This is a genomic window from Kitasatospora sp. NPDC051170, assembly GCF_044455705.1.
Taxonomy (GTDB): Bacteria; Actinomycetota; Actinomycetes; order Streptomycetales; family Streptomycetaceae; genus Kitasatospora.
Genome location: NZ_JBITFA010000003.1, coordinates 106,160 through 133,092, shown reverse-complemented (window position 1 = coordinate 133,092; position 26,933 = coordinate 106,160). Strand labels below are relative to the sequence as shown.

The following is a 26,933-nucleotide window of genomic DNA, read 5'->3' as shown; positions in this document are numbered from 1 at the left end:
CGAGGCACGCACCACGCAGCAAGGGCATCAGACGCCGCGACAGCGGCGGGGCGGGGCGGTGACCAGAAGATGGCGGAGACGACTGCTGTTTCCGGAGGCCCCGACCCGGCTGCGGACTCGGGCCCCTGGGACGCCGTACCGCCGCCTTCCGCCGAGGAGCACCCGCTCGGGCCCGCCGCGCTGTACGAGCCGCCGCCCGCGCCCCCGGCGCCGCCCACCGGGTGGACCCTCACCGGGATGCCCGCCGCGGGCCCGGCCCCCGCGCCTCTTCCCACCGCCACGGTCACGGGCGGGTTCGGGGCCGCGCCGCGCGGCCGCGTGCTGGTCGTCGAGGGTGGCTACGGCGGCTCCGGCCGCCGGACCTGGGGCGGACGCGGCGGAGCCGGTCACGCGTCCGTGCTGTCGGCGATGCTGGCGGCCGTCTCGCCGCAGGTGCTGCTCGCCGCGGACGCGGTGGACGCCGTCCACCTGCCCGGCGCCGTCGACCCGCAGACCGTCCTCGCCCACCTGCGCGCCGCCGCCCTGCACCCCGGGCCGCTGCTGGTGCACCTGGGCGGGCACGTCGTCGCCGACAAGCGCGGCGGGCAGCTCCAGCTCACCCTGCGCGACTCCCGGCAGGAGGGCCTGCCCTGGCAGGCGGTCGCCGCCGAGCTGAGCAGCCGGCCCGCCGAATGGCAGACCCTCGTCATCGCCGACCTGAGCGCCGACCAGAACGCCTGGCCCTACCTCCAGGGCACCGTCTCGCCGTTGAGCGAGGGCATCCCGCTGTGGGCGGTCGTCAGCCCGGACCCGGAGCAGATCGGCACCTTCACCCGGGCCCTGATCGAGGCCCTGCACGGCGGACGCCCGGGCGCGGGGGAAGTGCTGGCGCCGGAGGAACTGCGCCAGCAGGTGTACTCGGTGCTGCGGCCGGACGTGATCATCCTCGCCACGCACGCCAAGGACCGGCCGGTGTTCCGCAACACCGCCCGGCGCGCGGACGCCCCGGTGGCGGACGCCGTCCCGGTGCCCGTGCCCGCGCCCGTGCCCTTCACGCCGCCGCTGCTGCCGCTGCCGGTGCCGCGTCAGGAGGAGCCCCGGGACGCGGTCGTGGAAGCTCCCGCACCTGCCCCTGCTCCCGCCCCTGTCTCCGCCCCTGAGCCGGTCGTCCCGCCCCGGCCGCGCGTCGCCGGTGAACCGGTGAGCCTGGTCAAGGCGCATGTGCCGCCGACCCCGCCGCGGCCGTCCCGCCCGGTCAGCCTCGCGAAGGCGGAGCCGGTGGAGGACGCGGTCGAGGGCGCGGTCGAGGACGTGCAGGCGCCGGAGGCGGTGTCCCTGGACAAGCCCGTCCCGGCCGACGCGATCCCCTCGGACGCCGCGCCCGCGGCCGGCGTCACCCTGGCGAAGCCGGCCCCCGAACCGGAGGAGCAGCCCGAACTCCCGGAGCCCGCACCCGAGCTGGAGGAGGCGCCCGAGGTCCCGGAGGAGCCGACGCCGCAGGACGCCGTCCCCGCCGACGCCGTGCCGGAGCCGTCGGACGCGGTACCGGCGGATGCCGTCCCGGCCGACGAGACGCCCGCCGACGAGGCGCCTGCCGACGAGACGCCCGCCGACGCGGCGCTCTCCGAGGAGCTCCCCGCCGACGAGGCGCCCGCCCCGGCGGCCGACGAACCGCGCGAGGACTACCGCGAGGTGATCGGACGGATCGTCCGCAGCGCCGACGCGGGCGACCACGCGGCCGCCACCGACCTCGCCTTCGCCCTCGAACTGGAGGCCATCGCCGAGCACGGCGCCGTCTCCGAACCCGTCCTGCAGGTGCGTCAGGTCCGCGCCCACGTGTGCCGCCTGGCGGGCCGCCTCGGAGAGGCCGCGATCATCTACCGCGAGGTGGCGCTGACCATGCTGCGCTCGCGCGGCGCCGACAGCCAGGAGACCCAGCAGGCGGCGACCAACGCCGAAGCCTGCTGGCGCAAGATCACCGACCGGGACGAGGCCGTCCGCATCGCCCCCGAGATCATCGAACTGCGCGCCCACCTCCCGGGCCCCGACGGCCGCAAGCTGCGCGCCGCCGAGCGGTACCTCGCCCAGCTGGTCGCCACCCCGGCGGCGGGCAGGTAACAGCGGACGGAAGTCAGCGAACGGCTGACAGCTGACAGCTGACGGTTGACGGCTGACAGGGGACAACAAACAGCGAACGGATGACAGATGGTGAAATCTGTCATCCGTTCGCTGTCAGGCGTCACCCGTCATCGAACCGACGGGCCGTCGCCTACTGCTCGTTCTGGTCACCCTGGAAGTCACCCGCGAGCGCGTGGACGAACGTGGTGGCGTCGATGGTGCCGAGGCCGCTGGCGAGGTCGTAGCCCGCGGTGGCGTTGTAGCCGGTGACGCCGTTCCAGCCGTTGTCACCCTCCTTGACGTCCACGATGCCGCTCCACTTGCTCGGGAGCATGCTCAGGCCGTACAGGCGACCGTTGATCTGGCCGATGCGGTGGCCCGCGAGCTGGTCGGCGAGGGCGACGATGCCGGAGAACAGCGGGGTGGCCTCGCTGGTGCCGCCGGTGAGGTGCCAGCCGACCGCGGTCGGGTCGTAGGACTCGTACGTCCAGGCGGCGCCGTCGACGGCCGCGCTCATGCTGATGTCGGGGGTGCCGCGGTGGTTGCCGGTGACGTTGGCGACGCCGGTCTGGTACCACGGGCGGGAGAAGACGCCGGAGACACCGCCGCCGCCCGCACCCGACTTGTCGTGCCACACCTTGTCGGCCGCGGTGCGCTTGCCGTTGTCGTCCAGGGTGAGCTGGGTGCCGCCGATGGAGGTGACCAGCGGGTCGGAGGACGGCCAGGAGTTGACCTTGAACGGGTACAGGTCGGACCCGTTGGCCTGCGCGTCGGTGGCGCCGTTGTCGCCGGAGGCGGCGAGCACGGTCACGCCGCGGTCGGCGGCGGCCCTGAAGGCGTAGCGCAGGTCGGTCAGCGACTTGAAGTCGCCCTTGTCGTAGCCCGGGAAGGTGTTCTCGGTGGCGCCGAAGCTCTGCGAGATGACGTCGCCGCGGCCCTTCTTGATGAGGTCCTTCTCGGCGTCCATCATCTCGGGCAGGCCCGTGGTGCCCTCGGTCTCGGCGACACCGGTCTCGACCAGGACGATGTGGGCGTCGGGGGCGATGGCGTGGGCGTACTCGACGTCCAGCGTGGTCTCGCCGGCCCAGCCGGTGTGGTCGGGGTTCTTCGGGTCGAAGACGGGGACGTTGCCCCACTTGACGACCTCGACCTGGGTGTCCTGGATGCCCCACTGCTTGTCGAAGACCTCCAGGTCGTGCTGGATGGTCGGCGAGCCGAAGGAGTCGACGATGACGATCGTGCGGCCCTTGCCCGTCACGCCCTCCTTGTAGAGGGGGTTCAGGTTGTAGGCGTTGCGGTACTGCAGCGGCGAGTAGCAGTGGATGCCGATCTTGCTGACGCACTCGGTGGTGCTCAGCGGGGCGACGCGCCCCTGGGCGTCGTGGTGACCGAAGGAGGCCGGGCGCACGTGGACGCCCGAGTAGTCGTGCGTGGTGGGGGCGGCGGTCGCCATACCGGCAGGTACGGCGACGGTGCCGGCCGTGAGGGCGGTGGCCCCGACGGCGAGCAGAGCCAGGGCGCGGCGGAGGGTGGCGGGGCTGCCCATGGGACTCCTTGGGACGCAGGGCCCGACCGGGGTCGGTCGGGTCGGTTGGGCCATCCCATCGAGCGCCGCATGATCATGCCATAGTCATTCGGTGTGGTCGTTCGATCAACGCCATGGTCATGTTCGGCCACGCGGAAAGGTAAAGGCCGTCCCACGCGAAGGTAACCGCTCGCGGGGGACGGCCATGTGATGACACGTCAGTAATATTTCTCTGGTCGGCGCACCGTTCGCCGCACCCGTCGGCACACCGGCCGGAGCCCCGGCCGGAGCCCGTGCCTAGCGCGCGCCCCCGTTGACGTACAGGGTCTGCCCGCTGACGTACGAGGCGTCCTCGCTCGCCAGGAACGCGACCACCGAGGCGATCTCCTCCGGCTGCCCGACCCGCCGCAGCGGCGTACGGGCCGCGACCTCGCCCTGGTGGTCCTCGGCCGTGGCGCCGACCCGCTCGGCGGTGGCCGCCGTCATCGCGGTGGCGATGTACCCGGGCGCCACGGCGTTGACGTTGACGTTGTACGGCCCCAGCTCGATCGCCAGGGTCGCGGTGAGCCCCTGGATGCCGGCCTTGGCGGCGGCGTAGTTGGCCTGGCCCCGGTTGCCGAGGGCGGAGCGCGAGCTGAGCGAGACGATCTTGCCGAACTTCTGCGCCACCATGTACTTCTGAGCGACGTGGCTGCAGTTGTAGGCGCTGGTCAGGTTGACCGTCAGCACCGCGTCCCAGTCGGCCTTGGGCATCCTGAAGAACAGGTTGTCCCGGGTGATCCCGGCGTTGTTCACCAGGATGTGCAGCCCGCCGAGGTCCTGCGCGACCTGCGCGAACACCCGCTCCACCTCGTCGTAGTCCGCCACGTCGCAGCCGTAGGCGCGCGCGGTGCCGCCCTTGGCCGTGATCTCGGCGACCGTCCCCGCCGCCCGCTCGGCCGTGAGGTCGAGGACGGCGACCGTCGCCCCCTCCTCGGCGAGCCGGCGGGCGGTGGCCGCCCCGATCCCCTGCGCGGCGCCGGTCACCACGGCGACCCTGCCCTCGAAACGTGCCATGCCACTTCCTCCGATCAGTTCCATGCTCACGACCACCCGACTTCTCAGACGCCTTCGACCAGCACGGCCGTACCCTGCCCGACCCCGACGCACATCGTGGCCAGCCCGCGCCGCGCGCCCGTGCGGTTCATCCGGTGCAGCAGGGTGGTGAGGATGCGCGCGCCCGAGCCGCCCAGCGGGTGGCCCAGGGCGATCGCCCCGCCGCTGGGGTTGACCAGCTCCTCGGCCTGCTCCGGGCTGAACCCGATGCCGTCCGCCGAGGCCAGCGCCTGGGCCGCGAACGCCTCGTTCAGCTCGGCGGTGTCCAGGTCGGCGAGCGACCAGCCGGCCCGGCCGAGCACCTTGCGGGTCGCCGGGACGGGCCCGATCCCCATGACGTCCGGGTGCACCCCGGCCGAGGCGCCGGCCACGTACCGTCCGAGCGGGTGGAGCCCGAGGTCGTTCAGCGCCTCCTCGCTCACCAGGACGAGCCCGGCCGCGCCGTCGTTCATCGGCGAGGCGTTGCCCGCGGTGACGGTGCCGCCAGGGCGGAAGGCGGGCTTGAGCGAGGCGAGCTTGGCGAGGCTGGTGTCCTCGCGGATGCCCTCGTCCCGGGTGACGGTGACGCCGTCCGGCCGCTCGACCGGGATCAGCTCGGCGTCGAAGTGCCCGTCCTTGCGGGCGGCGGCGGCCCGCTGGTGGCTGCGCAGCGCGAAGGCGTCCTGCCGTTCGCGGGTGATGCCGAAGCGGCCGGCCACCTCCTCGGCGGTCTCGCCCATGCCGAGCACGCCGTGCAGTTCGGCCATCCGCGGGTTGGTGAGCCGCCAGCCGAGCCTGGTGTCGTACGTCTCGATGCGGTGCGGCAGCGCCTCGTCGGGGCGGGGCAGCACGAAGGGGGCGCGGGTCATGGACTCGCAGCCGCCCGCGAGCACCACGTCGGCCTCGCCGGAGCCGATGGCCCGGGCGGCGAGGGTGACGGCCTCCAGGCCGGAGGCGCAGAGCCGGTTGACGGTGGCGCCCGGGACGGTCTCGGGCAGGCCCGCCAGCAGGACGGCCATCCGGGCGGCGTTGCGGTTGTCCTCGCCGGCCTGGTTGGCGGCGCCCCAGTAGACGTCGTCGATCCGGGCCGGGTCCAGGGCGGGGGCGTCGGCGAGCAGGGCGCGCAGCACGGTGGCCGAGAGGTCGTCCGGCCGGACGGTGGCGAGCGCTCCCCGCAGCCGGCCGATGGGTGTGCGGCGGGCTGCGGCGAAGTAGACAGGACGCACGGCGTGCTCCTAATCGAAGGATCGAAAGCGAGGAGGTACGGGGTCAGAAGGCGTTGACGCCGGTGAGCGCGCGCCCGATGAGCAGCTGGTGGATCTGGCTGGTGCCCTCGTAGAGGGTCATCACCCGCGCGTCGCGCAGGTACTTGCCGACGGGGTACTCGTCGATGAAGCCGTACCCGCCGAACACCTGCAGCGCGTTGTTCGCGGCCCGCACGGCGGCCTCGCTCGCGTAGAGCTTGGCCATCGAGGACTCGGTGGCGAAGGGCAGGCCCCGCTCGATGTGGTCGGCGACCTTCCAGGTGAGCAGCCGGGCCGCCTCGACGTCGACGGCGATCCCGGCGAGCAGTTCCTGGACGAGCTGGTGCGCGGCGATGGGCTTTCCGAACTGCTCGCGCTCCCCGGCGTAGCGGACGGCGGCCTCCAGGCAGGCGCGGGCGATGCCCACGCAGCCGGCGGCCACCGACATCCGGCCCTTGGCGAGGGCGCCCATGGCCACCGAGAAGCCCTTGCCGACCTCGCCGAGCCGGGCGGAGTCGGGCACCCGGACGCGGTCGAGGGCGAGTTCGGCGGTGGCCTGGCCGCGCAGGCCGAGCTTGCCGTGGATCTCGGTGCGGCCGAAGCCGGGCAGGCCGGTGGGCACGAGGAAGGCGGTGATGCCCCGGTGGCCCGCGAGCGCGGGGTCGGCGCCGCCGGTGCGGGCGAAGACCAGGGCGACGTCGGCCCAGGTGCCGTTGGTGATGAACGTCTTGGCGCCGCTGATCAGCCAGTGGTCGCCGTCGCGCTCGGCCCGGGTGGTGAGGTTGGCGGCGTCGGAGCCGGTGCCGGGCTCGGTGAGGGCGAAGCAGCCGAGGGCCTCGCCGGAGGTGAGCCGGGGCAGCCAGTGGCGCTTCTGCTCCTCGGTGCCGTGGGCATTGATCGACTTGGCGACGAGCCCGAGGGTGACGGAGACGATCCCGCGCACCGCCGAGTCCCCGCGCCCCAGCTCCTCCAGGACCAGGCAGTAGGCGAGGTGGTCGCCGCCGCTGCCGCCGTACTCCTCGGGGATGGTCAGCCCGAGGAAGCCGAGCTTCGCGAGCTTGCCGACGATGGCGCGGTCCACGGACTCGGCGCGGTCCCAGGCGGCGGCGTGGGGCGCGATCTCGCGGTCGACGAAGGCGGCGGCCACGTCCCGGACGGCGCTCTGCTCCTCGGTCAACTCCAGGTTCACGGCAAGGTCACCTCGATCGGGCTCGACGGTCGACGAACCAGCGCACAATAAACTAGCGCTGCAAGTTTTACGGTGACTGTAGCCCCGACGGCCCCCGCGGGGAAGGGGGCTCCTCGGGCCGCCTGCCAGAATCGGCCCCACCCCACCCGACCGGAGGAACCCCTCGATGGCCCGCCCGCGCACCCCGCTGCTCAACCGCGAGCGCATCGTCACGGCCGCCCTGCGGCTGATCGACGAAGAGGGCCTCGCCGCCCTCTCCACCCGCCGCCTCGCCACCGAGCTGTCGGTGAGCGGGCCCTCGCTCTACAACCACTTCGCGACCAAGGACGAACTCCTCGACGCCGTCGTGGACAGCGTCATTGGGGAAGTCGACCTGTCGATGTTCGGCGAGGCCGCCCGGCAGTCCGACGGCGACTGGCCGGAGGCCCTGCGCGACTGGGCCCGCTCCTACCGCGCCGCGCTGGCCGCCCACCCCAACATCGTCCCCGTCCTCGCCCAGGGCCCCGGGCGCCGGCCGAACGCGCTGCGCCTGGCCGACGCCGTCTTCGGCCACCTCGTCGGCGCCGGGTGGCCGCGCGGCCAGGCCACCCGGATCGGCGCGCTGATGCGCTACTTCGTCACCGGCTCCGCGCTCGCCTCCTTCGCGGCCGGCTTCCCCGCCGACGCCGAGGTGTACGACGCCGCCGACTACCCGCACCTGGGCGAGGCCCACCGGCTGGCCGGGCACCGGGGGGCGGTCGACGAGGGCGCCTTCGAGACCGGCCTCGAGGCGCTGCTGGACGGGCTGGCGCTGCGCTACGAGCGCCTCGCCGCCCGCCGGAGCACCTGAGCCGGCTACCAGGGCTCGCGGGCCACGAAGGCCGGCCGCAGCGAGGCGTCCACCGGGTCGTAGTAGCGGTGGTAGACCGGCGTCAGCCCGCCCGAGACCGGAGGAACGATCCAGCTCCAGTCCGCCGGGGTGGGCCGCCCCAGCCGCGCCTCCTGGGCGACGTGCTTGAGGAAGCGGTGCGACTCGGTGTGGTGGTCGGCCATCGTCACCCCGGCCTCCTGGAAGGAGTGCAGCACCGCGAGGTTGAGCTCGACGAGCGCCCGGTCGCGCCAGAGCGTGCGGTCGTGGGAGGTGTCCAGGCCCAGGCGCCCGGCGACGGTGGCCAGCATGTCGTAGCGCTCGGCGTCGGCGAGGTTGCGGGCGCCGATCTCGGTGCCCATGTACCAGCCGTTGAAGGGCGCCGTCGGGTAGCGCACACCGCCGATCTCCAGCGCCATGTCGCTGATCGCGGGCACCGCGTACCAGCGCAGGCCCAGCTCGGCGAACCAGTCGTGCTCGGGGTGGGTGAGCGGGACCTCCAGCGCGGCGTCCTCCGGCACCTCGTACCAGGACGGGCGCTCGCCGGGGCGCTCCTGGACCAGCAGCGGCAGCACCTCGAAGCGGTCCTCGGCGCACTTCCAGCCCAGGTCGCGGGCCCGGGCCGTGAGCGCGGCGCCCGCCGGATCGCCGACCACGGCGCCGTCGACGTGGTGGCCGGCGTAGCGGACGAGCTGCTGGTTGAGGATGCGCGGGGCCGGGCGGCCCGGGCGGTCCGGGGCGAACACCGAGATCACCGGGCGGATCCGCCCGCCGTTGCCCGCCAGCCGCAGGTGCTCGAAGCACTCGGCGGCCACGTCGTCGGCCGAGGAGAGGTGGCGCAGGTCGCGCACCACCAGGCTGCGCCAGTACAGCCGGCCGATGCAGCGGGCGGCGTTGCGCCAGGCGAGCCTGGCGCCGTAGGCGAGTTCGGCGGGGGTGTGGACGTAGGTGCCGGTGCGCCCGATCTCGTCCAGGACGGCACGCAGCCGCTCCTCGGGCGCTCCGGCGGCGGGCTGCTCCTGGTGGAAGCGCCGCACGAACTCGGTGGCCTGCCCGGGGTCGGTGAACGGCGGCGGCGCGCTCGGCGGCCGGACCTCGGGTACGGGTGGGGGCGCGGGCGCCGGTGTCTGCGCCGGTCCTTGCGCTGGTGTCTGCGCCGGTGTCTGCGCCGGTGTTCGGGTCGGGTGCGCGCCGGGGCCGCCGTGTGTGTGGGTGTGGGCGTACGGGCAGCCGCCGGCAGGGGCGGCGGCGGGTCTGCGGGTGCGAAGCCGGTCGAAGATCAAGGACACATCCCTCCTGGCGAACAGGAGTACCCCAGGTGTCCGGGCCGCCGCAGAGAGTGAACGATTCGGCCCCGCACCCGCGCGGATCGCGCTAGGGTGCGGGGCCGGTCGGACTGTCAGACCTGTCAGACCTGTCAGATCTGTCGGACCTGTCGGACCTGTCAGACCTTTCGGGGTCTGTCGGATCAGCCCATGTCCTCCAGGCGGATGCCCTTGGTCTCCTTCATGAACCTCGCCACGAAGACGATGGACAGCGCCGCGAAGGCCGCGTAGACCAGGTACGTCGCCGACAGGTTCCAGCGCGACAGCGACGGGAACGACACGGTGATCGCCCAGTTGGCGATCCACTGCGCCGAGGCGGCGACGGAGAGCGCGGCCGCGCGGATCCGGTTGGGGAACATCTCGCCGAGCATCACCCAGACCACCACGCCCCAGGACATGGCGAAGAACAGCACGAAGGCGTTGGCGGCGATCAGCGCGACGGTGCCCTGGAGGTCGGGCAGGGTCACGTCGCCGCCGCTGCCGGTGGCGGAGGAGAAGGCCCAGCCGGCCGCGGCCAGCGAGACGGCCATGCCGGCCGAGCCGATCAGCGCGAGGGGCTTGCGGCCGACCCGGTCCACGAGCAGGATCGCGATCACGGTGCCGAGGATGTTGATGACCGAGCCGATGAAGCTGATCAGCAGCGAGTTGCTCTGGTCGATGCCGACGGACTGCCACAGGATCGACGAGTAGTAGAAGATCACGTTGATGCCGACCAGCTGCTGGAAGACCGACAGGCCGATGCCGACCCAGACGATCGGCAGCAGGCCGAAGCGCCCGCCGAGCAGGTCGCGGAAGCGCGGGCGGTGGTCGGAGGCGATCAGGCCCTGGACCTCGGCGATCCGCGCGTCGGCGTCCACGCCCTCGCCCTCCACGGCGGCGAGCACCTTGCGGGCCTCGTCGAGGCGCTCGGCCTGGATCAGGAAGCGCGGCGACTCGGGGATGACCGAGGCGAGCACGAAGTAGACGGCGGCCGGCACGACGCAGACGCCGAGCATCCACTGCCAGGCTTCGAGGCCGAGCAGGTGGCCGCGGGTGTCGCCGCCGGCGGACTGCGCCAGCCCCCAGTTGACCAGCTGGGATATCGCGATGCCGAGCACGATCGCGGCCTGCTGGAAGGAGGCCAGGCGGCCCCGGTAGCGGGTCGGCGCGACCTCGGCGATGTAGGTGGGGGCGATCACCGAGGCGATGCCGATGGCGGCGCCGCCGAGGACGCGCCAGAAGGCGAGGTCCCAGGCGGAGAACGGCAGCATCGAGCCGACCGCGCTGACGGCGAACAGCAGCGCGCCCGCCTTCATCACCTTGATGCGGCCGTACCGGTCGGCGAAGCGGCCGGCCAGCGCGGCGCCGATCGCCGAGCCGAGCAGGGCGGAGGAGACGATCAGGCCGGTCACGCCGTCGCCGACCCCGAATCTGTCCTGGATCCCGGAGACGGCGCCGTTGATCACCGAGCTGTCGTAGCCGAACAGGAAGCCGCCGAGGGCCGCGGCGGCGGTGATGAAGACGACGAATCCGAGGCGGCCGGGCGCGGAGGCCTCGACCGCCCCGGAGGGCTGCTGGGTGACACTCACGATCTCTGCTCCTGTAACTCAACTCTGAGCTTGGTAACGGAGATCGTAACCCTCAATCGTTCAACCCTTGTACGTCAGTTCCCCGATTTCCACTTCGAGAATTCGTAAGGTGAACTAGCAAATTACCCGACCGGGGAGGCGAGCGAGAGACCGAAGCGGCCCTCCTCGTCCGTCCACCAGTGCTCCAGCCGCAGTCCCGCGGCGGCCAGCTCCCCGGCCACCCGCTCCCGGCGGAACTTGGCGGACACCTCGGTGCGCAGCTCCTCGCCCCGGTCGAAGTGCAGCGGCAGGTCCAGCGCCGGGATCTTCACCGTCTGGGTGCGCAGCGAGCGCAGCCGCATCTCGATCCACTCCTGCTCGGCGTCCCAGAGCGCGACGTGCTCGAACGCCTCCGGGTCGAAGTCGGCGCCCAGCTCCCGGTTGAGGACGTTGAGCACGTTGAGGTTGAACGCGGCCGTCACCCCGGCCGCGTCGTCGTAGGCGGCGACCAGCACGGCCGGGTCCTTGACCAGGTCGGTGCCCAGCAGCAGGGCGTCGCCCGGTTCGAGGGAGGCGCGCAGGCCGCGCAGGAACTCCGCGCGCTCGGCGGGCAGCAGGTTGCCCAGGGTCCCGCCGAGGAAGGCGATCAGGCGGGGGCCGCCGCCGGGCGGCACGCCCAGGCGGGAGGTGAAGTCGGCCAGCACGCCGTGCACGGCCAGGCCCGGGTACTCGGTGGCGAGGGCGAGGCCGGCCGCCGTCAGCGCGCTCTCGCTGACGTCCACCGGGACGTACGTCTCCAGGGTGCCGAGCCCGCGCAGGGCGTCGAGCAGCAGCCGGGTCTTCTCGGAGGAGCCGGAGCCCAGCTCGACGAGGGTGCGGGCGCGGGTGGCGGCGGCGATCTCGCCGGCCCGGGCGGTCAGGATGGCCCGCTCGGCGCGGGTCGGGTAGTACTCCGGCAGCCGGGTGATCTCCTCGAACAGCTCGCTGCCCCGGGCGTCGTAGAACCACTTCGGCGGCAGCCACTTGGGGGTGGCGGTCAGGCCCTGGCGCACGTCGTGGTGCAGGGCGGTGGTGAAGTGGTCGGCGGGCAGCAGTCGGATGAGATCGAACGTGTCCATGGCGGGGCGGTCCTCTGTTCAGAAAGTGAAGGGTGAAGGGGGTGGGTGTGGGGGTGGAGGTGGGGATCAGCGGCCGGGGAGTGGGTGCACGGTGACGCCGCCGGAGTCGGCCAGCAGCAGGGAGCGGTCCGCGGTGCGCTGCCAGGGTGAGTCGCCGGCCCGAGGTCCGTCGGCCTGAGGTCTGCCGGTGTGAGGTCCGTCGTCCTGAGGTCCGTCGTCCTGAGGTCTGTCGTCGTACGGCTCGGAGGCCACCACGGTGCCGAGGCCCGGCAGGGTGCGGTGGTACAGGGTGTCGCCCCAGGCGGTCGCGGCGATCGAGCGGCCGTCGGTGAGCAGCAGGTTCAGCCGGGCGGTGGTGTGCGCGGCGACGTCCGCCACGGTGCCCGTCAGTGCCTCGCCGAGCGGGGCGCCCGCGCGTAGCCGGTGCAGGGTCAGTCCCCACAGCAGCGCCGAGTCGGTGTGCGCCTCCAGGGCCAGCAGTTCCTCCGGGGGCAGCAGGGCGGCGAGCGCGCCCAGGTCGCCGGGCCAGCCGGCCACCGCGCCGTTGTGGCTGAACAGCCAGGGCCCGGCCGCGAACGGCGCCGCCGCCGCCTCGCCCGCCGCGCAGCCCGTGGTCGCGGAGCGGACGGCCGCCACCAGCGCCCGGGTGCGCAGGACCCGGGCGAGGTCGGCGAAGGCGGCGTCCGCCCAGATCGGCCCGGCGCGGCGGTAGCGGGCGGGCACCTCGTCGCCGTCCGCGTACCAGCCCAGGCCGAAGCCGTCCGCGTTCACCGTGCCGTGCCGCTGCTCCCGGGGCGCCCAGGACTGCCGGTACAGCGCGTACGGCGGTGTCACCAGCAGGTCCTGCGGTGCCAACGGCTCGCCCAGATAGGCGAGGTGACGGCACATCAGGGGTTCTCCGCGTCGCGGGCGGTGCGGAATCCGGAGAAGATCTGCCGCCGGACCGGGTAGTCCCAGTTGCGGAAGGTGCCCCGGCAGGCGACCGGCGCCACGGCGAAGCAGCCGCCGCGCAGCACCTTGTACTCGGGCCCGAAGAACACCTCCGAGTACTCCTTGTACGGCCAGGCCCTGAATCCCGGGTAGGGGAGGAGGTCGCTGGCCGTCCACTCCCACACGTCGCCCATCAACTGCCGTGCCCCGTACGGGGAGCGGCCCTCGGGGTAGCTGCCGGCCGGGGCCGGGCGCAGGTGCCGCTGGCCGAGGTTGGCGTGCTCGGGGCCGGGGGCCGCGTCGCCCCACGGGTAGCGGCGGGAGCGGCCCGTCGCCGGGTCGTGCCGGGCGGCCTTCTCCCACTCGGCCTCGGTCGGCAACCGGCGCCCCGCCCAGCGGGCGTACGCGTCGGCCTCGTACCAACTGACGTGCAGCACCGGCTCGTCGGCCGGGACGGGCTCGACGGTGCCGAAGCGCCGGCGCAGCCACTGCCCGTCCTCGCGGCGCCAGAACAGCGGGGCGCTCAGGTCGGCGCGCAGGCGGTGCTCCCAGCCCTCGGGCGTCCACCAGCGGGGGTCCTCGTAGCCGCCGTCCTCGATGAAGCGCCGGTAGGCGGCGTTGGTGACGGGGGTGGTGTCCAGGAAGTAGGCGGGCAGGTCGACGGTGTGCGCCGGGCGTTCGTTGTCCAGCGCCCACGGCTCGGTGTCCGTGCCCATGGTGAACGGGCCCGCGGGGACGAGGACTTCGGCGGGCAGCGTGACGGCGTCGGCCGGGGCCGGCGGGGGCGGGGGAGCGGCCAGGGCCGGCTCGCCGCGGCGCAGCTGGTGGGTGATCAGCATCGTCTCGTCGTGCTGCTGCTCGTGCTGGGCGATCATCCCGAAGGCGAAGCCCGCGTCCAGCAGCGGCGCCCCCTCCAGCGGGCTGGCGGCGAGCAGGTCCAGGACCCGGCCGCGCACGTCCTCGGCGTAGCGGCGGGCCTCGGCGGGCGGTAGCAGCGGCAGGGTGGGGCGCTCGGCGCGGGGGTGCTGGAAGGCGTCGTAGAGCGGGTCGATCTCCGGATGCATCGGGTCGCGGCCGCCGACGTTGCGCAGCAGCCAGAGTTCCTCCTGGTTGCCGATGTGCGCGAGGTCCCAGACCAGCGGGGACATCAGCGGCGAGTGCTGGGCCGTCAGGTCGCGGTCGTCGACGCAGTCGGTGAGGGCGGCGGTGCGGGCGCGGGCGGCCAGCAGCTCGGCGGCGATGGTCTCGCGCAGCGCCTCGGTGCTCCCGGGGAGGTCGTCGGGACGGCGCTCGGGGCGGCGCTCGGGACGCCGCTCGGGACTGCGCTCGGGACGCTCCTGGGAGAGGTCGGCGCGGGGGCTGACGTCGGTCATGGTGCGGGCTCCTCGGGGGGAGTGCGTCGGGTGCCGGCGCGCAGGGCGTCCAGCTGGTCGTCGGCCGGGCAGCGGCCGCGCGCGGGGTAGCGCTCGGCGAAGGCGCCGACGGTGGCGCGCAGTCGCTCGGCGCCGGGCATGCGGCCCAGCGCGGCGTCGGCGGCGGCGAAGCAGGCCAGGGTGGCGCGGCGCAGCTCGGGGTCGGCGACGGCCAGCGTCGCGGCGCGGCGCCAGGCTTCGCTGCGCGGGGCCCGGGCGGCCGGGTGCTCCCGGCCGTCGGGGCGCTGCGGATGCCCTCGGCGCTCCAGGCGCTCCAGCGGCTCCAGGGCGGCGAGCGTGGCCTCGGCGGCCAGCGGGTCGTCCAGCAGCGCGGTGACGAGGGCGGCGGGCACCATCCAGCCGTCGCCGGGCTGGGCGTCGATCATCCGCAGCTCGAGGTAGCCGTGCGGGCGCACGGGCGGGAACAGCGTGGTGCGGTGGTAGTCCAGGTCGGCCAGGGTGGGCGGGCGTTCGCCGCCGCCGCGGATCCAGTCGCGGAAGGTGAGGCCGGGCGGTGCCGTCCACGGGAGGCCCTCCGGCCGTCGCATGCACAGCACTTGGGCGTCCAGCACGTACTGCGCCCAGGCCTCGCCGGGATCGCCGTGATCGGGGGCGGGGGCGAGCGTGCGGGTCGGGTCCATCCGGGACCAGACGGTCTGCCGGGTGGAGCGGTGGCCGGTCGCCTTGCCGTCCAGGACGGGGGAGTTGGCGAAGGCGGCGACCAGCACCGGACCGAGCCGGTGGACCAGCTGCCAGCGCCGGGCGACGGCCTGCGGGCCGTCCGCGTCGCCGGCGTCCACGCACACCTGCACGGAGGCGGTGCCCGTCATCATGATCCGGCCCCAGGGGCCGGCGGAGCTGAAGAAACGTTCCATCGCCAGGTAGCGCGGGTGGTCCAGCACCATCTCTCGCGGACGGGCTGACGGGTCGGTCCCGGTGCCGGTGAGGCGCAGGCCCCGGGCCGCGAAGGCGGCGCGCAGGGCGGTCAGATCGCGTCGGGTGTCGTCGACGCAGGCCATCAGGCCCGAGGCGGGCGGGGAGCTGAGCTCGACCTGTCCGCCGGGTTCGAGCGTGAGGCGCGAACCGGAGGGGAGGGAAGTGCCGTCGGGGCCGCCCAGGGGCAGCGAATCCAGTGCGGAGCGGATCAGTTCCGGGGGTACGGGTCGATCGGGACATCGGTCGTCGTGGACGAACCACTCGATCTCGACGCCCACTAGTTCGGGCGGCCCGATCTTGAAACAGACCCCCGACACGTGGCTCCGCGCGCCGGACTCCGTCAGCGGAGTCACCCCGCTCTGGGGCGGCGGCGCGCTGGGCCGGTCGGCGGGTGTGGTGCGGGAGACGGGTATCACCGGACTCACCATCCTCGGGATCACGAATTGCGGCCCGGTCTACCTTGCCCAGTCTGCTACGGAGCATGCGAAGGCGCTCCGCAAAAATCGCGTAGGCGTTCGTTTGCGCAGGTCGGAGGTGGTGCGATCGGGTGATTCAGGGGATCGCGGGGCGCTTTCGGTCGCCTTTCGGGCGGCTTTCGGAAGGGTTCCGTGCGCGGGGCGCGAAGGGCGCCCTCAGCTCCTTCCCAACCGGGCGAGCCGTTCCAGGACGGTCTCCAGCAGGGGCCCGGGGAGGGCGTAGTCGAGGCGCAGGAAGCCCTCTCCGCCCGGGCCGAAGGCGTCCCCGGCGGTGGCCTCCAGGGCGCAGCGCTCCAGCAGCGCCCGCTCGGCGCCCACGGGCGGCAGGCCCAGGGCGGCGGCGTCCAGCCACAGCAGGTAGGAGGACTGCGGCGCGGAGGGCACGGCCGGGCCGAGCAGGCGGGTCAGCCGGTCGCGGGCGCGGGTCAGATGGGCGAGCAGGGCGTCCAGCCAGGGGCCGCCCTCGCTCAGCGCGGCCCGCTGGACGGTCTGCTCCAGCAGCCCGCCCTCCCAGAGGCCGTAGCCGGCGAGCTCCTCGGTGAAGCGGGCGCGCAGCGCGGGGTCGGGGACGAGGGCGAAGGCGCTGGGCAGGCCCGAGCAGTTGAAGGTCTTGCCGACGGAGTTGAGGGTGACGGTGCGTGGGCGCAGCTCCGGGTCCACGGTGGTGACGGCCACGGGGTGGCGGTGACCGGGGTGGGTGAGGTCGCCGTGCACCTCGTCGGAGACCAGCAACGCTCCCGCCTCGGCGGCCCGTTGGGAGAGGGCGCGCAGCTCCTCGGCGGGCCAGACCCGGGCGGAGGGGTTGTGCGGGCTGCTCAGCAGCACGGCCGACGTGGGGCCCGGGAGGGGGCCGTCGGGCAGGTGGTAGCCGTCCGGGCCCAGGGGGAGCGGCAGTTCGCGGTACGGGAGGCGGGCGGCGCGGCACAGCTGGGCGAAGCCGCCCCACTCGGGGGTGGGGAAGGCGAGGGGTGCCTGCGGCCGTACGGCCTCGAGGAGGACGCGCAGCGCGGTGCGGGGGCCGCAGGGCAGCAGGACCACCCAGTCCGGGTCCACCTCGGCGCCGTGGCGGGTGCGGTACCAGCGGGCGACCAGCTCGCGCCCGGCCGGGTCGCAGACGGTGTAGCCGTAGGCGGGATGGTCGGCGCGGCGGCGCAGCGCCTCGGTGACGGCGGGCGGGCCGGGCAGGTCCATGTCCGCGAGCCCGAGGGGGATCACCCCGGGGGCGGTGGCGCGGGCCCACTTGGCGCTGCCGGTGCCGGCGCGGTCGAAGGGGGCGGCGAACAGAGGTGGGAATTCGTCCGCTGACATCTGTTCGCTGTTACCTGTCATCTGACATCTGTCGTCCGTCGCCTGTGATCTGTCCGCTGTCCGCTGTCCGCTGTCCGCTGTCCGCTGTCATCTGTCAGCCGTCATGTGTCCGCCGTCATCCGCCGATCGTCCGCTGTAGGCCGCCGTCCGCCGCCCGTGACCCGTCGCGCTGCGCCGGAACCGTGCCGCCCGCGAGGTGCGCCGCGAGCCCGCGCCGCCCACGCCACATCATCACCGCGTGGTTGGCGCGGAACACCGGGTGCAGCGGCAGCGCGAGGCGGCGCAGCAGGGCCTTGCCCGGCCGGGCGTCCTCCTCGAACAGCACCCGGCTCCCCGCGCCGCCGGGCCCGTCAGGGGTGACGGTGAACCGCGTCCAGCCAGCGAGGTCGCCGCTCATGGCCACCTCCAGCACCCCGGCCGCCGGGTCCCGCCGGCGCGCCTCCAGGGAGATCACCAGCCGGTACGGCAGCACCGCGCGTACCACCACGTCCCCGGTGTCCGGTCCCGTCCGCCGCACCTCGCGGACCTCCGGCCACCAGCGCGGGTAGCCGCCCACGTCCTCCAGCGCCGCGTACACCGAGGGAGGGGGTGCGGGGAGGTGCCAGAGGCCGCGGAATCGGTAGTGATTGGGGTTCACACGCTCCCCCTGCCCCGCTGCGAGCCGTCCATGCGCCGCCCCGGAAAGCCGAGGGACGGCCGGTGAATTCCCCGTGACGGTGAACCGTCGGGAGCCAGGCATTCCGCTTGCAGCCGTTCGGGGGGAGAGGGAGCATCTTGTCTGCTTGTAGTCTCATCTGTCACAGCGGTAGTCATCAGACACTGCGCCCCCGTAACCGGAGTGAAGGAGTCACAGGCATGCGGCGACCGAGCTGGGTACCGGAGGGCACGGACCTGGACAAACCGAACGCCGCGAGGGTCTACGACTACTACCTCGGAGGCTCCCACAACTTCGAGGTCGACCGCGAGATGGCCCGCAAGGCCCTGGCGCTGTGGCCCGAACTCCCGCAGATCATGCGCTCCAACCGGGCCTTCCTGCGCCGCGCCGTCGTCCAACTCGCCGAGCGCGGCTTCTCCCGCTTCCTCGACATCGGCTCCGGCATCCCGACCTTCGGCGCCGTCCACGAGATCGCCCGCACCGTCCGGCCCGAATCCCAGGTCGTCTACGTGGACCGCGACCCCGTCGCCGTCGCCCACAGCCGCCTGCTGCTCGCCGAGGACCACGGCTGCTCCGTCGTCCAGGCCGATCTGCGCCACGTCGAGGACCTGCTCGCCCGCCCCGAGGTCGTCGAGATCCTCGCCGCCGGAGAGCCCGTCGCCGTCCTGCTGGTCGCCGTCGCGCACTTCGTCACCGACGAGGAGGACCCGTGGAAGCTCATCGCCACCGTCCGTGACGCCCTCCCGCCCGGCAGCGCCCTCGTCCTCTCCCACGCCTCCCTGGAGGGCCGCCCCGACCAGGCCGAGGACCACCAGCGCCTCTACCGGATGACCCCGACCCCGCTCACCATGCGCACCCACGAGCAGATCACCGCCATGTTCGAGGGCTTCGAGCTCCTCGAACCCGGCGTCGTCTACCTGCCGCAGTGGCGCCCCGACCAGCCCGAGTCGGTCGGCGAGCACCCGGAGCGGATGACCGGGGTGGCGGGCGTGGGGCTGCTCCCTTGAACGGCCCCCGCGCGAACGGCTTCCGCGCGAACAGCTTCCGCGCGAACGGCTTCCGCGCGAGCGTGACCGGAGCGCCCGCATGAGCACCCCCTCGGTGCCGGGCAGCGCCGAGCGGTTCCACGAGGACTGGTCCCGGCTGCTCTCCGCGGACCACGGCATCGCCGTGCGCCCCGACCTGCTCGACAGCCTCACGGCCCGCACCGCGGACCTGCTCCACCGCGCCCAGCGGGACGAGCCCTTCGACCCCCGCCTCGCCTCCCGGGCCGGCGCGGAACTGGTCGACGCCCACTTCACCGACCCCGTCCTGCTCGCCCGCGCCGTCGAACTGCTCCAGGCCCAGACCGCCGCCGACGAGCGCGGCCCCGCCCTCACCGGCGCCTTCGCCGCCGGCTGGGCCGCCGCCCTGCGCGAGCGCACCCTCAGCGAGCAGGAGGCCATCCGCACCGCCGCCGACGCGGCCCAGAAAGAGGCCGAACGGGCGCTGCGCGCCTCCGAGGCCCGCTTCCGCGCGCTGTTCGAGAGCGCCGCCATCGGTATCGGCATCGGCGACACCGACGGCAACATCCTCGCCGTGAACAAGGCCCTCCAGGACCTGTTCGGCGCCGGCCCGGCCGACATGATCGGCCGCCGCGTCGGCGACCTCGTCCACCCCGAGGACACCCCGGGCGTCTGGGAGGCGTACGAGGAGCTGATCAGCGGCAAGCGCGAGTACTTCCAGGTCGACAAGCCGTACTACCGCCAGGACGGCGAGATCGTCTGGACCCACCTGACCGTCTCCCTCATCCGGGACGACGACGGCGCCCCGGTCTACCAGGTCGCCATGCTGGAGGACATCACCGACCGCTACCGCCTCCAGGAGAGGCTGCGCCACCAGGCCACCCACGACCCGCTGACGGGCCTGCCCAACCGCGCCGCCTTCTTCGAACGCCTGGAGAAGGTCTTCGAGGACCCGGAGCCCGGAGCCCGCTTCGGCCTCTGCTACGTCGACCTCGACGGCTTCAAGGTCGTCAACGACAGCCTCGGCCACGACATGGGCGACGAACTGCTCTCCGCCGTCGCCGACCGCCTCCAGGCCGCCCTCACCCCGCTCGGCCATCTCGTCGCCCGGCTCGGCGGGGACGAGTTCGTCGTCCTGCTGGAGAAGTGCCGGGGCGAACAGGAGGCCGTCGCCGCCGCCAAGACGGTGCTCAAGGCCCTGGCCGGGCCGGTGCTGATCGGCGACCACAAGCTCGCGGTCGGCGCCAGCGTCGGCGTCCTGGAACGGCGGGTCTCCACCACCACGCCGGGCGCCGCCGTACGCGCCGCCGACCTCACCCTCTACCGCGCCAAGGAGGCCGGCCGCGGCCGCTGGACGCTGTTCGACCCCAAGGAGAACGCCCGCGCCGTCAGCCGCTACGCCGTCTCCGTGCGGATGCCCGCCGCCCTCGACCGCGGCGAGTTCTTCATCGACTACCAGCCGCTCTACAGGCTCGCCGACGGTCGGATGGCCGCCGTCGAGGCCCTGGTGCGCTGGCGCCACCCGCAGCTCGGCGTCCTCGGCCCCGACGAGTTCGTCACCACCGCCGAGGAGACCGGGCTGATCATGCCGCTCGGCCGCTGGGTGCTGGAACAGGCGTGCGGCCAGGCCGCCGAGTGGGTCAAGCGCTACGGCGACGCGGCCCCCCAGCTCAACGTCAACCTGGCCGTGCGCCAGGCCCGCAGCGCCGCGCTGGTCACCGACCTCGCCCGCATCCTCGACGGCACGGGCCTCGACCCGGCCCGGCTGCAGCTGGAGATCACCGAGTCCACGGTCGTCGGGCCCGAGGACGAGGCGCTGCGCACCCTGCACGGGCTGGTCGACCTCGGCGTGTCGCTGGCCGTGGACGACTTCGGCACCGGCTGGTCCAACCTCGCCTACCTGCGCGACCTGCCCGTCTCCGGGCTCAAGGTCGCCGGCTCCTTCGTCGGGGACCTGCACGACCCCGCCAAGGACGAGTCCACGGGCTGGCGGATCGTCAGCGGCCTGGTGTCGATGGCGCACGCGCTCGGACTGACCGTCACCGCCGAGGGCGTGGAGACCCGCAAGGACGCCGAGCGGCTGCGCACCATCGGCTGCGACTGGGCGCAGGGCTGGCACTTCGGCCGGCCCGTGCGCCCGGCGGAGATCGTGCGGCGCATCGTCGAGGAGCCGCAGGGGCGCCCGGTCGGCGGGGGCGGGGAGCAGGGCTGAGGACCGGGGCCGGGACGGGGTGGGCGGGCGTCCGTCCGGGTTCCGTCCCGGTTCCCGGAAAGGGCCGACACGCCGCCCCGTCTGCGGCATGATGGCGCGTCTGGATCACGACCCGGCTCCCGTGCGCGCGAGGACGACCCACCGCCCCGCACCGGCCCCGGGGAACGGGAGGGAACGCCTTTCATGCGCACACCGGGGGACGACGGGCGGGGGCCTCGGGAGATGCCGGGGGAGACGGCTCGGGACGCGGTTCGGGAGACGGCGCGGACCAGGGTGGACCGGCGGCCGTGGTGGCGCCGGGACGTCCCCGGTGAGGGCCACGGGCCCGACGCGGCCGGCGCCGACCGCCCGTCCCGGCTCGGCCGCCGCCCCGACCCGGCGACCAGGGTCGACCCCGACGCCACCACCATGCGGCGCCCGGGCGTCCGCGCGGACCCGGAGGCGGCGACCACCGTCCTGCCGCCGCCCCGCTGGGCCGCCGGCATGGGTCCCGGGCCGCACCGGGCCGACACCGCGCCGGAGGCCCCCACCCTGGTCCGGCCGTTCGAGGGCCGGCCGTCCGACGACCAGCCCTTCAACGACCAGCCGCTCCAGGGACAGCCGTTCGAAGGGGCCTTCCCCGACGCGCTGCGCGGCCGCTTCGCGCCGCTGGAACGCGCCGGCTCCGGCTCCGAGGGCACCGTCTGGCGAGTGCGACGCGCCGCCGGGGGCGAGGCCGCCGTCAAGGTCGCCGCCGCCGGACACCCGATGGACGCCACCCTCCTCGCCCACCTGGGCAACGACCGGTTCCGCCGGCACGTCCCGCACCTGATCGACTACGGCAAGGTCCGCCACAACGGCGCCGAGGTCGACTGGGTGGCGATGGAATACCTGCCCGTCACCCTCTCCGCGCACTTCGCCGCCCTGCGGCGCGGCGGCCACCACACCGACCGCTGGCTCACCGAGCAGATCGTCCGCGAGCTCGTCTCCCTGCTCGACTTCTGGCAGCGCTCCATCGAGCGCAACCCGCTGGACTTCAAGCCCGCCAACATCCTCGTGCGCCCCGGCGAGGGCTCGGGCCCCGGCCAGTTCGTGATCGCCGACTTCGGCGGCGTCGACCGGCTCACCGCCAGCCGCCGCTTCACCTCCCAGATGACCGTCACCATCGCCTACATGGCGCCCGAACAGCTCGCGGGCAACAACCACCGCGCCGGGCCCTGGTGGGCGCTCGGCAACGTGCTCTACGAACTCTTCGTCGGCCGCCCCCGGTTCGTCGGCGCGGACGGCCGGGCGGCGCCGGACCGCGAGATGGAGCTCGAACTCGTGGTCGGCGAGGAGGCCGACCTCAGCGCCCTCAGCGACCCGCGCCAACTCCTCCTCCTGCAAGGGCTGTTCACCAGGCAGCCGGACGACCGCTGGACGGCGGACGAGGTCCGCTCCTGGCTGGAGGGCGCCAGCCCGCCCGTGGTGCGCCGCCGTCCGCAGTCCCACCGGCCGATCAGCTACCACGGCGCCTCGTACAGCGACCCGGCCCGCCTCGTCGAGGTGCTGCTGCGCGACTCCCTCGCCTCCGCCGAGTGGCTGGCCACCGGGGGAGCGCAGCGGCTGCGCACCTGGCTGAGCGAGGACGTCCGCGACACCGTCTTCGACCTGCACTACCTCACCGAGGTCGTCCAGGCGCCCGGCTCCCAGCGCACCGAACGCGCGGGCGTCGCCGTCCTGGCCCTCGGCGTCGCCTTCCTCCAGGCCGCCACCCCGCAGTACCTGGGCCGCCGGATCGACACCACCGGGCTGGAACACATCGCCGCCGAGACGGCCGCGGACGGCTACGCGTTCATCGAACAGCTGGTGTCCTGCGGGGCGGCCTCCGTCGCCGCCCGCTACGACTGCTTCCACCCCGAGTGCGCCGGGGACCACTGCTCGCGGCTGCTGGCCCTGGCCGCGCTCCCGCAGGTCATGGTCGAGGTCGAGCGGGCCGCGCGGACGGTCGGCGGCGGGCGGCGCGGCGGGGACGGCCTCAGCCCCGGTGAGCGTGAGGAGGCGCGGCGCCTCGCCGTCTGGCTGAGCCTGCGGCCCCGGGAACGCGAGCGCGTCCTCGGGCGGCTCTCCCCGCTGCCGGCCGCCCTCCACCGGCTGCCCCTGCCCGTCCGGGCCTCGGAGCTCGCCGCCGTCGTCGCCTCGGCCGTGGTGGACGCGGCCCTCGCCGCCGGCGCCAGGGCCCGTACGGCGGTGCGCGCCGCGGCCCGCCGACCGGCGGAACCCGAGGGCGGCGAGCGCGCCGAGGCCCGTCCGGCGGTGCGCCGGCGCTGGTCCGCGCTGCGGCGGCGGGCCCTGGGCGCCGACCCCGCCGAGGCCGGCGGGCGGGCGGCGCTGATCGCCGCCGAAACGCTTCGCCCCCGCTCCAGGGCGCGGGACGAACCCGCGGGCCCGACCGAGGGCGTGACCGGTACGGCCCGGCCCGGGCGCCTCGCCCGCTGGTGGCAGGACCGGCGGCGACCGCCCGTGGACCTGCGCGGCCGGGTGCGCGCCTGGTGGCCGCACGCGCGGCGGGCGCTGCCCCGGCGGGCCGTGGCCGCGCTGCTGCTCCTGCTCGGGTTCGGGCTGCTGCTGTGGGCGGGGGCGGTGATCCGGCACCCCGTCGAGGCGGGCGAGCAGCTGAAGATCCTCCCGAACGGGGCCTTCGGCGGGCCGCTGCGCACGGTCGGCGAACAGGCGGCCCGGCAGGTGGTCGGGCAGCTGGGGGCGGCGTTCACGGCGGCCGTGCTGCTCGCGTTCTTCCCGGCGCGGGTGGGGGTCGGCACCGCCCTCCTGACCGGCGCCGGGGCCTTCGCCATCGGCTACCTGCGGCTCGGGCCGCCGCTGCTCGTGGTGGAGGCGCCGGGGCCGGTGGCGGACCGGGTGGTCATGTTCGAGGGAGGGATGGGCAGTTGGGCCGGGATCATCGCGGTGGTGGCGGTGGTGCTGTCCCTGGCGCTGCTGGACCGGGCGGCCCGGCGCTTCCTGCGGCCCGCGCACGAGGCGCGGCGGCTGGTGCGGACGGCCTGGCGGCAGCAGGAGCGGCGGTCGGGCGGTGGCGGCGGTGGCGCGGGTGCGGCGGGCCGCCGGGTGCCGTCGGCCGCCGAGCGCAAGCAGCGGCAGAAGCAGTGGCGCCCGGGCGGCGCGGGCACCCGGGACCGGCTGCGGTTCGCGCTCGTCTCCACCGGGGTGCTGGTCCTGCTGCTGTGGGCGGCGGTCGAGGTGCGGCTCGCCGTCACCGGACACCACCCGACCGCCCTCTCCTGGGGCACCGGCCAGACCGGCGCGGCCTACCAGGCGGGATTCTTGATCCTGCTGGCCGTGGCCTCGCTGGCCTGCACCTTCGGCACGCCGGTCACCGCGCGGGTGCTGTTCGGCGTCTGGATCCTCGGCACCCTGTTCCTGGGCGCCTGGCCCCGCGCGCTCGGCCCGATCGAGGCCCTGCGGATCCCGGTGCTGGAGGGGTTGTTCGGCGGCATCGCCGAGTGGTGGGGGCACGCCGCGTTCTGGGCGGCCCTGCTGATCGCCCTGCCGCTCGCGGGGTACGGGGTGCTGCGGACGATGCGGTGGCCGGAGGTGGAGCACTGACGGCGGACAGGGAACAGATCACAGGTGGCAGCGAACAGATGACGGAATCGGTCAGCTGTCATCCGTTCGCCGTCATCTGTGATCTGTTCCCTGTCCGCTGTTCCCTGTCCGCTGTGTCTGTTCGCGGCCCTCAGCCGACCAAGCGCGGCAGCGCGATCGAGTGCCCCGTCCGCTCCACCTTCGCCGTCAGGTAGCGCACATTGCTCGCCGACAGGTGCACGCCGGTGGGCACCCGGCGGTGCACGGTGACGCCGAGCCCGGCCAGCTGCTCGGCCTTGTCGGGGTTGTTGCTCAGCAGGTCGACGTCCGTCGCGCCGAGGGCGGCGAGCATCTGGGCGGCGGCGGTGTAGTCCCGGCCGTCCTCGGGCAGGCCCAGGGCCGCGTTGGCCTCGTACGTGTCGAGGCCCGAGTCCTGGAGGGCGTACGCGTCGAGCTTGTTGTAGAGCCCGATGCCCCGGCCCTCCTGGCGCAGGTAGAGCAGGTACCCGCCGGCCTCGGCTATCCGCTCGACGGCCTCGCGCAGCTGCGGCCCGCAGTCGCAGCGGTCCGAACCGAAGACGTCGCCGGTCAGGCACTCGGAGTGCAGCCGCACCAGCGGCGTCGCGCCCTCCGCGACGGTGCCGAAGGCGAGCGCGAGGTGCTCCGCACCGTCCACGAGGCCGTGGAAGGTGGTGGCCTCGGCCTCGGCGCGGTAGCCGTCCGGGAAGGTCAGCGGGATGCGCACGCGCGAGCGCACCGTGGCGGGACCGGGCTGCGGCATGGGTGTGCCTCCGTCGTTCGAGGTGGATCGGGGTTGATCGGGTCGACCGGGTGTCGACCGTACTCTTTAGTTCCAATTTGAACAACTGGATGCCACTGGTGCACGAGGGGTTCGCCGGACGTTCCGGCCCGTGGACGGGTGTGGGCGTTTCGCTGGACACGGCACCGCTTCGTCCCGTTTCCTGTGCGCGGGACACCTGAGCGACCGCGACCGCCGACGAAACCCCGACGACCATGGAAGGGCCCCAACGGATGCCCACCAGCCGCCCCACCCTCACCACCACCCCGTCCGGACTCGAGGCCGAGCAGCGCGCGATCGAGTCGCTCTACGCGGACGTGGTCCGCCGCAACCGCGGCGAGGAGGAGTTCCACCAGGCCGTCCACGAGGTCCTGGAGCCCCTCGCCCCCGTGCTGGCCCGCCGTCCCGAACTGATCGACGCCCGGATCGTCGAGCGGATCTGCGAGCCCGAGCGGCAGCTGATGTTCCGGGTGCCGTGGACGGACGACTCCGGCGCGATCCACGTCAACCGAGGCTTCCGGGTGGAGTTCAGCAGCACGCTCGGCCCCTACAAGGGCGGGCTGCGCTTCCACCCCTCGGTGAACCTCGGCATCGTCAAGTTCCTCGGCTTCGAGCAGATCTTCAAGAACGCGCTCACCGGGCTGGCCATCGGCGGTGGCAAGGGCGGCTCGGACTTCGATCCCAAGGGCCGCTCGGACGCCGAGATCATGCGGTTCTGCCAGTCCTTCATGACCGAGCTGTACCGCCACCTCGGCGAGCACACCGACGTCCCCGCCGGGGACATCGGCGTCGGAGGCCGGGAGATCGGCTACCTGTTCGGCCAGTACAAGCGCATCACCAACCGCTACGAGGCCGGCGTGCTCACCGGCAAGGGCCTCGGCTGGGGCGGCGCGCGGGTGCGCACCGAGGCCACCGGCTACGGCTGCGTGCTGTTCACCGCCGAGATGCTGCGCGCCCGGGGCGAGAGCCTGGAAGGCCGCCGGGTGGTGGTCTCCGGATCCGGCAACGTCGCGATCTACGCGATCGAGAAGGCGCAGCAGCTCGGCGCGACGGTGCTCACCTGCTCGGACTCCTCCGGCTACGTGGTCGACGAGAAGGGCATCGACCTCGCCCTGCTCAAGGAGGTCAAGGAGGTCCGGCGCGGCCGGGTCTCCGACTACGCCGAACTGCGGGGCCCGCACGTGAGGTTCGTCGAGGGCCCGGGCGTGTGGGCCGTGCCCTGCGAGGTCGCGCTGCCCTGCGCCACCCAGAACGAGCTGACCGAGACGGACGCGCTCGCGCTCGTGCGCGGCGGCGTGCTGGCCGTGGCCGAGGGCGCCAACATGCCCACCACTCCGGAGGCGGTGCGGGTGCTCCAGGAGGCGGGCGTGGCCTTCGGCCCGGGCAAGGCGGCCAACGCGGGCGGTGTGGCGACCAGCGCCCTGGAGATGCAGCAGAACGCCTCGCGGGACTCCTGGAGTTTCGAGCGCACCGAGGAGCGGCTGGCCTCGATCATGCGGCACATCCACGAGTCCTGCTTCACCACCGCCGAGCGCTACGGGCGCCCGGGCGACTACGTGGTGGGCGCGAACATCGCGGGCTTCGAGCTGGTCGCGGACGCGATGCTGGCGCAGGGCCTGGTCTGATCCCGTACGCCCGAACCCACCCTGTCGTACCCGACCGCAGCGGGCACCG

19 protein-coding genes are annotated in these 26,933 nt (G+C 74.1%); 6 read left to right on the top strand and 13 right to left on the bottom strand.

Annotated elements, in window-relative coordinates; all coding sequences use genetic code 11:
- The first annotated feature begins 69 nt into the window (after positions 1 to 69).
- Entirely contained in the window at positions 70 to 2,097 is a 2,028-nt protein-coding gene (locus ACIBCA_RS07635; protein ID WP_396281919.1) for a hypothetical protein, read from the top strand.
- Positions 2,098 to 2,248: 151 nt separating this feature from the next.
- Here the strand turns inward: ACIBCA_RS07635 and ACIBCA_RS07630 are convergent, their stop codons facing one another.
- The 4 genes from ACIBCA_RS07630 to ACIBCA_RS07615 all read right to left on the bottom strand — a co-directional run bounded on the left by ACIBCA_RS07630 (position 2,249) and on the right by ACIBCA_RS07615 (position 7,129).
- Positions 2,249 to 3,643, bottom strand: coding sequence for a S8 family serine peptidase (locus ACIBCA_RS07630; RefSeq protein WP_396281918.1), 1,395 nt, complete (start codon positions 3,641 to 3,643; stop codon positions 2,249 to 2,251).
- 276 nt (positions 3,644 to 3,919) lie between these two features.
- A complete protein-coding gene (fabG, locus tag ACIBCA_RS07625) occupies positions 3,920 to 4,678 on the bottom strand; it encodes a 3-oxoacyl-ACP reductase FabG (RefSeq protein ID WP_396281917.1) in 759 nt (252 codons plus the stop codon).
- Between the two features lie 44 nt (positions 4,679 to 4,722).
- On the bottom strand, positions 4,723 to 5,922 hold the full coding sequence (locus tag ACIBCA_RS07620) for a thiolase family protein (protein ID WP_396281916.1): 1,200 nt from the start codon (positions 5,920 to 5,922) through the stop codon (positions 4,723 to 4,725).
- Between the two features lie 43 nt (positions 5,923 to 5,965).
- Positions 5,966 to 7,129 carry an acyl-CoA dehydrogenase family protein gene (locus ACIBCA_RS07615; protein WP_396281915.1) on the bottom strand — a complete coding sequence of 388 codons (1,164 nt, stop codon included), beginning with the start codon at positions 7,127 to 7,129 and terminating at the stop codon, positions 5,966 to 5,968.
- 166 nt (positions 7,130 to 7,295) lie between these two features.
- Between ACIBCA_RS07615 and ACIBCA_RS07610 the strand changes: the two genes are divergently transcribed.
- Positions 7,296 to 7,958, top strand: a complete 663-nt coding sequence (locus tag ACIBCA_RS07610; protein ID WP_396281914.1) for a TetR/AcrR family transcriptional regulator — start codon at positions 7,296 to 7,298, stop codon at positions 7,956 to 7,958.
- Positions 7,959 to 7,963: 5 nt separating this feature from the next.
- Here ACIBCA_RS07610 and ACIBCA_RS07605 read toward each other — a convergent pair whose 3' ends face one another.
- The 8 genes from ACIBCA_RS07605 to ACIBCA_RS07570 all read right to left on the bottom strand — a co-directional run bounded on the left by ACIBCA_RS07605 (position 7,964) and on the right by ACIBCA_RS07570 (position 17,665).
- The gene (locus ACIBCA_RS07605; RefSeq protein ID WP_396282388.1) at positions 7,964 to 9,013 is read right to left on the bottom strand and encodes a nitric oxide synthase oxygenase; all 1,050 of its coding nucleotides are present in this window, start codon (positions 9,011 to 9,013) and stop codon (positions 7,964 to 7,966) included.
- Between the two features lie 431 nt (positions 9,014 to 9,444).
- Positions 9,445 to 10,872, bottom strand: a complete 1,428-nt coding sequence (locus tag ACIBCA_RS07600) for a sugar porter family MFS transporter (protein ID WP_396282387.1) — start codon at positions 10,870 to 10,872, stop codon at positions 9,445 to 9,447.
- A 119-nt stretch (positions 10,873 to 10,991) separates the two neighbouring features.
- The gene (egtD, locus tag ACIBCA_RS07595) at positions 10,992 to 11,966 is read right to left on the bottom strand and encodes an L-histidine N(alpha)-methyltransferase (RefSeq protein WP_396281913.1); all 975 of its coding nucleotides are present in this window, start codon (positions 11,964 to 11,966) and stop codon (positions 10,992 to 10,994) included.
- A 66-nt stretch (positions 11,967 to 12,032) separates the two neighbouring features.
- Positions 12,033 to 12,854, bottom strand: coding sequence for an ergothioneine biosynthesis protein EgtC (gene egtC / locus ACIBCA_RS07590; protein WP_396281912.1), 822 nt, complete (start codon positions 12,852 to 12,854; stop codon positions 12,033 to 12,035).
- Positions 12,854 to 14,269: an ergothioneine biosynthesis protein EgtB gene (gene egtB, locus ACIBCA_RS07585; RefSeq protein WP_396281911.1), complete on the bottom strand. Its 1,416-nt coding sequence runs from the start codon at positions 14,267 to 14,269 to the stop codon at positions 12,854 to 12,856. Before egtB ends, egtC begins: the two co-directional genes overlap by 1 nt.
- Positions 14,266 to 15,660, bottom strand: a complete 1,395-nt coding sequence (gene egtA / locus ACIBCA_RS07580; protein WP_396281910.1) for an ergothioneine biosynthesis glutamate--cysteine ligase EgtA — start codon at positions 15,658 to 15,660, stop codon at positions 14,266 to 14,268. The genes egtB and egtA overlap by 4 nt, the downstream gene beginning before the upstream one ends.
- 216 nt (positions 15,661 to 15,876) lie before the next feature.
- Complete coding sequence (locus tag ACIBCA_RS07575) at positions 15,877 to 17,028, bottom strand: MalY/PatB family protein (RefSeq protein ID WP_396281909.1); 1,152 nt, start codon at positions 17,026 to 17,028, stop codon at positions 15,877 to 15,879.
- Between the two features lie 115 nt (positions 17,029 to 17,143).
- A complete protein-coding gene (locus tag ACIBCA_RS07570; RefSeq protein WP_396281908.1) occupies positions 17,144 to 17,665 on the bottom strand; it encodes an SRPBCC family protein in 522 nt (173 codons plus the stop codon).
- A gap of 218 nt (positions 17,666 to 17,883) precedes the next feature.
- On the opposite strand from ACIBCA_RS07570, the gene ACIBCA_RS07565 reads away from it, so the two are divergent.
- The 3 genes from ACIBCA_RS07565 (at position 17,884) to ACIBCA_RS07555 (ending at position 24,481) form a co-directional block, all read left to right on the top strand.
- Entirely contained in the window at positions 17,884 to 18,690 is an 807-nt protein-coding gene (locus ACIBCA_RS07565) for an SAM-dependent methyltransferase (RefSeq protein WP_396281907.1), read from the top strand.
- Between the two features lie 79 nt (positions 18,691 to 18,769).
- Positions 18,770 to 20,899 carry a putative bifunctional diguanylate cyclase/phosphodiesterase gene (locus ACIBCA_RS07560; protein ID WP_396281906.1) on the top strand — a complete coding sequence of 710 codons (2,130 nt, stop codon included), beginning with the start codon at positions 18,770 to 18,772 and terminating at the stop codon, positions 20,897 to 20,899.
- Between the two features lie 183 nt (positions 20,900 to 21,082).
- Entirely contained in the window at positions 21,083 to 24,481 is a 3,399-nt protein-coding gene (locus tag ACIBCA_RS07555) for a hypothetical protein (RefSeq protein ID WP_396281905.1), read from the top strand.
- A 130-nt stretch (positions 24,482 to 24,611) separates the two neighbouring features.
- On the opposite strand, the gene ribA is transcribed toward ACIBCA_RS07555, so the two are convergent.
- Entirely contained in the window at positions 24,612 to 25,241 is a 630-nt protein-coding gene (gene ribA / locus ACIBCA_RS07550; protein ID WP_396281904.1) for a GTP cyclohydrolase II, read from the bottom strand.
- 251 nt (positions 25,242 to 25,492) lie between these two features.
- On the opposite strand from ribA, the gene gdhA reads away from it, so the two are divergent.
- A complete protein-coding gene (gene gdhA, locus ACIBCA_RS07545; RefSeq protein WP_396281903.1) occupies positions 25,493 to 26,884 on the top strand; it encodes an NADP-specific glutamate dehydrogenase in 1,392 nt (463 codons plus the stop codon).
- Positions 26,885 to 26,933 lie beyond the last annotated feature (49 nt).

Coding starts and splice junctions, on each gene's coding strand:
- ACIBCA_RS07610 (WP_396281914.1), top strand. CDS start 7,296: ATGGCCCGCCCGCGCACCCCGCTGCTCAACCGCGAGCGCATCGTCACG.
- ACIBCA_RS07635 (WP_396281919.1), top strand. CDS start 70: ATGGCGGAGACGACTGCTGTTTCCGGAGGCCCCGACCCGGCTGCGGAC.
- ACIBCA_RS07630 (WP_396281918.1), bottom strand. CDS start 3,643: ATGGGCAGCCCCGCCACCCTCCGCCGCGCCCTGGCTCTGCTCGCCGTC.
- ACIBCA_RS07565 (WP_396281907.1), top strand. CDS start 17,884: ATGCGGCGACCGAGCTGGGTACCGGAGGGCACGGACCTGGACAAACCG.
- gdhA (WP_396281903.1), top strand. CDS start 25,493: ATGCCCACCAGCCGCCCCACCCTCACCACCACCCCGTCCGGACTCGAG.
- egtC (WP_396281912.1), bottom strand. CDS start 12,854: ATGTGCCGTCACCTCGCCTATCTGGGCGAGCCGTTGGCACCGCAGGAC.
- ACIBCA_RS07555 (WP_396281905.1), top strand. CDS start 21,083: ATGCGCACACCGGGGGACGACGGGCGGGGGCCTCGGGAGATGCCGGGG.
- ACIBCA_RS07575 (WP_396281909.1), bottom strand. CDS start 17,028: ATGTCAGCGGACGAATTCCCACCTCTGTTCGCCGCCCCCTTCGACCGC.
- ribA (WP_396281904.1), bottom strand. CDS start 25,241: ATGCCGCAGCCCGGTCCCGCCACGGTGCGCTCGCGCGTGCGCATCCCG.
- fabG (WP_396281917.1), bottom strand. CDS start 4,678: ATGGCACGTTTCGAGGGCAGGGTCGCCGTGGTGACCGGCGCCGCGCAG.
- egtD (WP_396281913.1), bottom strand. CDS start 11,966: ATGGACACGTTCGATCTCATCCGACTGCTGCCCGCCGACCACTTCACC.
- ACIBCA_RS07560 (WP_396281906.1), top strand. CDS start 18,770: ATGAGCACCCCCTCGGTGCCGGGCAGCGCCGAGCGGTTCCACGAGGAC.
- egtB (WP_396281911.1), bottom strand. CDS start 14,269: ATGACCGACGTCAGCCCCCGCGCCGACCTCTCCCAGGAGCGTCCCGAG.